This window comes from Longimicrobium sp. (assembly GCF_036554565.1).
Lineage (GTDB): Bacteria > Gemmatimonadota > Gemmatimonadetes > Longimicrobiales > Longimicrobiaceae > Longimicrobium.
Genome location: NZ_DATBNB010000027.1, coordinates 1 through 5,709, shown reverse-complemented (window position 1 = coordinate 5,709; position 5,709 = coordinate 1). Strand labels below are relative to the sequence as shown.

Genomic DNA, 5,709 nt, shown 5'->3' with positions numbered 1-5,709 from the left:
GTCAGCGACCGCATCCGCCTGGGGATCTTCGGGGATGGAGAGATCCTGGACGTGGCGCGGGAGTGGGGCGAGTTCGTGGCGCGCGAAACGCTGGGCGTGGCGGTGGAGAGCGGGTCGGTGACGAACGAGGGATACGAGGCGATCCGCGAGGTGGATCTCGACGGGGTGACCGGCACGGTGGGGATCGCCCGGGTTCCGAAACAGGACGGATGATGGCGGAAGCGACGACGACGAGCGTGGGCACGCCGGCCGACGAGGCGCGGCGGAAGATGGCGCTGTACCTGGGGCTGGTGATCGGGTGGGTGGTGCTGGACCAGGTCACCAAGATCATCGTGCAGCGCACCCTTCGGCTGTACGACCCGGTGCCGGTGATCGGCGACTTCTTTCGCCTGACGTACATCTACAACCGCGGCGCGGCCTTCGGGCTGCACCTGGGCGACTGGTCGCGCATTGCGTTCAGCATCCTTCCCGTGGCCGCGGCGGTCCTGCTGTACATGATGTACCGCACGACGCCGTGGTCGGACAAGATGCGGCTGGTCGCAATCCCCCTGGTGACGGGCGGGGCCATCGGCAACCTGATCGACCGCGTCCGCTCGTCGCGCGGGGTGATCGACTTCTTCGACTTCGGCTTCGGCACCATGCGCTGGCCGGTGTTCAACGTGGCCGACATCGGGGTGACGGTGGGCGCGCTGATGCTGGCGGTTTCGCTCTGGCGCGAGGAGCAGCAGATGGAGAAGAAACCTGACGTTGCCTGACGATGCCGTCGAGCTGGTGGCCGGCGACGAGGCCGGCGACCGGCTGGACAGCTGGCTGGCGGCGCGGCTGGACCTTTCGCGCTCCCGCGCCACGCAGCTGATCGAGGACGGCCGCGTCCTGCTGAACGGCGCCGTCCCCAAGAAGCGCGACCGCCCCGTCCCTGGCGACCGCGTGCAGGTGCTGATCCCCCCTCCCGCGCCCTCCCCGCTCGCCGCGCAGGACATTCCCCTCGCCATCGTCCACCAGGACGACGACCTGCTGGTGATCGACAAGCCTCCCGGCCTGGTCGTCCATCCCGCGCCCGGCAACCCGCAGGGCACGCTGGTGAACGCGCTGCTTCACGCCGTGCGCGACCTGTCGGGAATCGGCGGGGTGCTGCGGCCGGGAATCGTGCACCGGCTGGACAAGGACACGTCGGGGCTGATGGTGGTGGCCAAGAACGACGACGCGCACCGCGCCCTTTCCGACGAGCTCAAGGCGCGGCGGATCCGGCGCGCGTACCTCGCGGCGGCGTGGGGGCGGCTGGCCGCGGACGTGATCCCGGTGGACGCGCCCATCGGCCGGCATCACACCGACCGCAGGAAGATGGCGGTGGTGGAGGACGGGCGGCCGGCGCGGACGCGGTTCATCCGCCTGGAGCGGTGGCGCGCGGCAGACCTGGTGCGCGCGGAGCTGGACACGGGGCGCACGCACCAGATCCGCGTGCACCTGCTGCACCTGGGGCACCCGGTGGTGGGCGACCGCACCTATGGGCTGGAGCGGCACAAGGGGTTCGGCGGGCCGGAGCGGGCGTGGGCGGCGGGGCTGGCTCGCCGCACGCCGCGGCAGTTCCTTCACGCCACGGAGCTGCGCTTTACGCACCCGCGCACCGGCGAGGCGATGCGCTTCGATTCGCCCCTTCCGCCGGACCTGGCCGCGGCCGCCGAATGGGCGCGCGGGGCTGAGGAGCAGCCGCGGTCCTGAGGGTTGCCCCTCCCCCGTCCCCTCCCCGCACAAACTACGTGCGGAGAGGGGAGAATTCGATCGCGGTTCGGCTGGGTTCGGCGCGTTCGACCCCGCCGCCTCGCCCGCCGAAGCACGAGTGTCATCCCGATGGAGCGGCCCCGGCGAGCCCTGAGGCCTCCACGACGGACCGCAGCGACTGAGGGATCCGCCACACACTCCGCATGACGCGCCGTGACCCTGGAATGTGCCAATCCGGTGTTCGTGCCGTGTCCAAGGCGTTCCGTTCGTCGTGGTGAAAGAAACGACCTGCATCGGTGTTCCCGCCGCTCGTGAGCGAAACGCGTACTGTGTGGCGGATCCCTCGGTCGCTACCGTCTACGGCGTGCGGGCAGGTTCACTGTGGCCGCTCCGTCGGGATGACAGGTGCGCTTCCGGTGGATGTTGGGCTTTCCGCTGATCCAGCGAGGGTTCACCCGCCCGATCTTCGTCTCGCCTCGCTCCTGGGCCCAGCGTAATTCGCTCGTGGCAAGAGATTTGATCCGCGTGTACATACCCGCAGTCCCGCACATCAGACCGGGAGTTCATACGTTGCAAACCATCGTTAGCCGCACGGCCCTGCTGGCCGTGCTTGTGCTGGGTGCCTGCGCGCCCGTATCAGAGCCCATCATCGCGCCGCTGCCGCAGGGCGCGGCGCTCGACACGGCGGGGCGCCCCTTCGTGCGCACCGTGGAAGTGCCGGAGGAGTACCAGCGCGCGCTGCAGGCCGGCACTCGCAGCGCCAACGGCGCCCCCGGGCAGCGCTACTGGCAGCAGCGCGTCCGCTACAGCATCCAGGCGGAGCTGAATCCCGAGACGAGGCGGCTGACCGGGCGCGAGCGCATCGTGTACCACAACCGCTCGCCCGTGGCCCTGGCCGAGGTTCGCTTCAACCTGTACCAGAACCTGTTCACCGAGGGCTTCACCGGCCCGCGCAGCCCGTTCAACACCGGCGGCATCCAGCTGTCGTCGTTCTCCTTCAACGGCGACACGCTGGGCCCGCTCACCCAGAGCCAGTACGAGGCGAACCAGCGGGAGCAGCGCGCCAGCGTGGGCTACCTGGCGGGGGGCACCCTGTCGCGCGTGCTGCTGCCGCGGCCCATCGCCGCGGGCGACAGCGCCATCTTCGACGTGGCGTGGACCTTCGTGGTGCCGCCCATGGGCGCGCCCCGCACCGGGTGGGAAGACGCGCTCGGCGGCCGGGTGTTCCAGATCGCCCAGTGGTATCCGCAGATCGCCGTGTTCGACGACGTGCAGGGGCAGGACGTGACACCCTACCGCAGCGAGGGGGAGTTCTACCTGGAGTACGGCGACTTCGACGTAACGCTCACCCTGCCCGCCGGGTACCTGATCGGCGCCACGGGCGAGTTGCAGAACCCGCAGGAGGTGCTTTCGGCCGACGTGCGGCGGCAGCTGGAGGTTGCCGCGCGAAGCGACAGCACCGTCACCGTCCTGCGCCGCAACCAGCTGGGGCAGGGCACCGCCCCGGGAACGAACGGCCGCGTGACGTGGCGGTTCACCGCGCGCGACGTGCGCGACTTTGCCTGGGCGACCTCCAACCGCTACCAGTGGGACGCGCTGCGGGCGCAGATTCCCGCCCCGGACGGCGGCACGCGCGACGTGATGGTCCACTCGCTGTACCGCCCCGGCGCGCCGCACTGGGAAGGGTCGGCGCGGTTCGGCGAGCACGCCACGGAGTTCTTCAGCCGCGAGATGGTTCCGTACGCGTATCCGCAGATCACCATCTCCGAGGGCCCGGTGTACGGCATGGAGTACCCGATGCTGGTGTTCATCGGCCGGCCGGAGGAGCGCCTGGAGCTGTACGAGGTGATCTCCCACGAGGTGGGGCACGAGTGGTTCCCCATGATGGTGGGCCAGGACGAGGCCGCGTTCGCCTGGATGGACGAGGGCTTCACCACCTTCAACGAGAACCGCGCGACCCGGGACTTCTTCCCGAACCACGATCCGTTCGAGGGCCCGCGCGAGTCGTACCTGCAGATTGCCGGCGACAAGGGCGAGGCGCCGCTGATGAGGCACATCGACCTGGTGTTCGGGCCGGCGTTCGCGGTGTCGGCGTACAGCAAGCCGGGCACGCTGCTGCGCTCCCTTCAGCGCACGCTGGGCGACTCTGTGTTCTTCGCGGGGATGCGGCAGTACTCGCGCGACTGGCAGTTCAAGCACCCGTATCCGTGGGATTTCTTCAACACCATGGAACGGGTGGCGGGACGGGACCTGGACTGGTTCTGGTACCCGTTCTGGTACCGCACCGTCACGCTTGACCACGCGCTGAGCGACGTGCGGCCCACCGCCAACGGCGTGCAGGTGACGGTGCGCGACGTGGGCCAGGCGCCCGCGCCGGCGGAGATCGTCGTCACGACCAGCGGCGGGCAGACGGTGACGCACACCATTACCATCGACCAGTGGCTGAACCCGTCCACGCGTGTGAAGACGGTGACCATTCCCGTCTCGGGCACCGTCACGCGGGTGGAGATCGACCCGCTGCGGTACTTTCCCGACGCGAACCGGCGAAACAACGCCTGGACGCCGGGGCGGTAACCGCGGCCGACGTCAGCTGCGGGCAGGGATGACGGGGGGCGGCGTCCACGGTGTGGGCGCCGCCCCCGTCCGTTGCCCCCGGCGCGAACCTTGCCGCCGCTCCGCAGGGTGCGCGTTCAGGCGCATCCAGGTCCACAATCAAGCTCAGAAAAGCATGTCGATGATCAGTGTGCGCCGGCTCGCGATGGTGCCGCTCGCGGTCGTTCTGGCCGCGTGCGACGGCGGCGGAGGTGGGGCGGGAGAGAAGGATGCGGGGGGCGACAGCGCGCAGGTGGCCAAGGGCGACAGCGCGGCGCCGACCCAGCCGCAGGCCACCCGCTCGCCGCGCGGCAAGGCGCCGCCGATCATCCGCGGGCTGTACGTCAACGCGTACAAGGCCGGGTCCGGCGTGCACCGCAAGCGGCTGATCGAGATCGCCGACCAGACCGAGATCAACGCCTTCGTCGTGGACGTCAAGGACGAGCGCGGGCTGCACTACGTGAGCAGCCTGGCCCTCCAGAACGAGATGACGGAGGACAGCGAGATCACCATACGCAATCCCAAGGCGTTCACCGACACCCTGCACGCGCACGGCATCTGGACGATCGCGCGCATCGTCGTCTTCAAGGATCCCATCCTTTCCAAGGCGCGTCCGAACTGGTCGGTCAAAAACCCCAGCGGCGGCCTGTGGGTGGACAAGGCGGGGAACACCTGGGTGAGCCCGTGGGACGAGGAAGTGTGGGACTACAACCTCGACATCGCCGAAGAGGTGGCGAAGCTGGGATTCGACGAGATCCAGTTCGACTACGTGCGCTTCGCCGAGCCGTACAAGAGCCTTCCGGCGCAGGTGCACCCCAAGGCCAAGGGCGACCGCACCGACGCCATCGCCGCGTTCCTGCTGGAGGCGCGGCGACGGCTGCATCCGCTGGGCGTGACGGTGACGGCGGACGTGTTCGGCCTGTCGCCCAACGAGGGGAGCGACGTGAACATCGGGCAGCAGTGGGAGACGATCAGCGCCATCGCCGACCACATCCTGCCCATGATGTACCCGTCGCACTACTTTCCCACGCACCTGCCCGGCGTGCGGAAGCCCGACCTGATGCCGTACGAGGTGCTGTTCAAGTCTGCCGGGATGGCGCGGTGGCGCAACGACAAGCTGCAGGAGGCGGGGGTGCAGCCCGCGCGCATCATGCCGTGGCTGCAGGCGTTCAGCGCGCCCTGGCTGGGACGCAACCACCAGAAGTACGGGGCGGAGCAGCTTCGGCAGCAGAAGAAGGGCGTATACGACGTGGGGCTGGAGGACTGGGTGCTGTGGCACCCCGGCAGCAACTACGAGCACATCGTCGCCGGGCTGGAGCAGGGCGAGGCGCGGTCGCACAAGGTGGCCTCGTACACGCCGCCGCCGGACGTGATGTCGTGGCTCAACCGCTTCGAGCG

General features: G+C 69.5%; 5 protein-coding genes. All 5 read left to right on the top strand.

Going from position 1 to position 5,709, the window contains the following annotated elements:
* The coding region (locus tag VIB55_RS00840) for a hypothetical protein (RefSeq protein ID WP_331874764.1) at positions 1-213 on the top strand (213 nt) is incomplete at its 5' end.
* Positions 210-755, top strand: coding sequence for a signal peptidase II (gene lspA, locus VIB55_RS00835; protein WP_331874763.1), 546 nt, complete (start codon positions 210-212; stop codon positions 753-755). The genes VIB55_RS00840 and lspA, both read left to right, overlap by 4 nt.
* Entirely contained in the window at positions 742-1,719 is a 978-nt protein-coding gene (locus VIB55_RS00830; RefSeq protein ID WP_349262976.1) for an RluA family pseudouridine synthase, read from the top strand. The genes lspA and VIB55_RS00830 overlap by 14 nt, the downstream gene beginning before the upstream one ends.
* Before the next feature lie 570 nt (positions 1,720-2,289).
* Positions 2,290-4,293, top strand: coding sequence for a M1 family metallopeptidase (locus VIB55_RS00825; protein WP_331874761.1), 2,004 nt, complete (start codon positions 2,290-2,292; stop codon positions 4,291-4,293).
* 154 nt (positions 4,294-4,447) lie between these two features.
* Positions 4,448-5,709 (top strand): putative glycoside hydrolase (locus tag VIB55_RS00820; protein WP_331874760.1); only part of this gene is annotated, 1,262 nt, incomplete at its 3' end.